Below are 1,113 nucleotides of genomic sequence, written 5' to 3'. Positions count from 1 at the left end.
TTGATGCGTAACTCAATTATGGCGTGGTCGTTGGTTATGGTGTGAAGGTGACTGTGGTCAATGCTCGGCGGCTTTCCCCGTCGTCGCAGGAGGATTTGCGGCGGCGGGCGGTCGCGGCGGTGGTGTCCGGGCGTACTCAGGCTGAGGTGGCGGAGATGTTCGGTGTGGGGTTGCGGTCGTTGTCGAGGTGGGTGAGTGCGTTCCGCCGCAACGGGAACCGGGGGTTGGACGCGGGTAAACGTGGTCGCCGCCCGGGCGAGCAGAAGGCGCTGGATGCGCGGCAGCAGGCGCGGGTGCGGCGGGCGGTGGTGGGGAAGTTCCCGGATCAGTTGGCGTTGCCGGGGTTGGTGTGGACCCGCGGTCAGGTTGGCGAGCTGGTGAAGCGGTGGTTCGGGCTGGAGTTGTCGCGGGTGACGATCGGGAAGTATCTGCGGTCGTGGGGTCTGTCGCCGCAGAAGCCGGTCCAGGTGGCCTATGAGAAGAACCCCGAAGCCGTGGATCTGTGGCTGACCGAGCGGTATCCCGCGATCGCCGAGCGCGCCAAGCGGGAGAAGGCGGTGGTGTTGTGGCTGGATCAGACCGGGCTGCGCTCGGACGCGACGGTCGCGGCGACCTGGGCGCCGGTGGGGAAGACGCCGGTGGTGCCCAACAGCGGGAAACGGTTCACCGTGAACGCGATGGCCGCGATCAGCAACAAGGGTGAGCTGTATTTCACCGTGTTCGAGGGTGGCTTCAACGTCACGGTGATGATCGGGTTCCTGGACCGGCTGGTGCGGCACCTGGACCGCAAGATCCACCTGATCGTGGACGGGCACCCCTCGCACCGGGCGAAGCTGCTCAAAGAGTGGCTCACCGACCGGGCCGAGAAGATCGAGATGCACTTCCTGCCCGGCTACAGCCCCGAACTCAACCCCGTCGAACTCCTCAACGGCGACCTCAAACACCACGTCACCGCAACAACAAGCCCCCGCACCCAGACCGAACTGGCGGCAGGCGCACGCACCCACCTGCGCCGCCGCCAGAACCAGCCCGACCGCGTGAAAGCCTTCTTCGGCAAGGACGAAACCCGCTACGCCGCAGACTGACACGCCATATTTGCCTTACGAATCAATA

Annotated in this window: 1 protein-coding gene; it reads left to right on the top strand. The window is 65.6% G+C overall.

Annotated elements, in window-relative coordinates; translation table 11 throughout:
* Window positions 1-47: 47 nt before the first annotated feature.
* Window positions 48-1,085, top strand: a complete 1,038-nt coding sequence (locus tag FXO23_RS50515; protein ID WP_218952452.1) for an IS630 family transposase — start codon at window positions 48-50, stop codon at window positions 1,083-1,085.
* Window positions 1,086-1,113: the final 28 nt, after the last annotated feature.

The sequence above is a fragment of the Amycolatopsis anabasis genome, from assembly GCF_009765355.1.
Classification (GTDB): Bacteria; Actinomycetota; Actinomycetes; order Mycobacteriales; family Pseudonocardiaceae; genus Amycolatopsis; species Amycolatopsis anabasis.
This window is presented reverse-complemented; position numbering and strand designations above follow the sequence as displayed.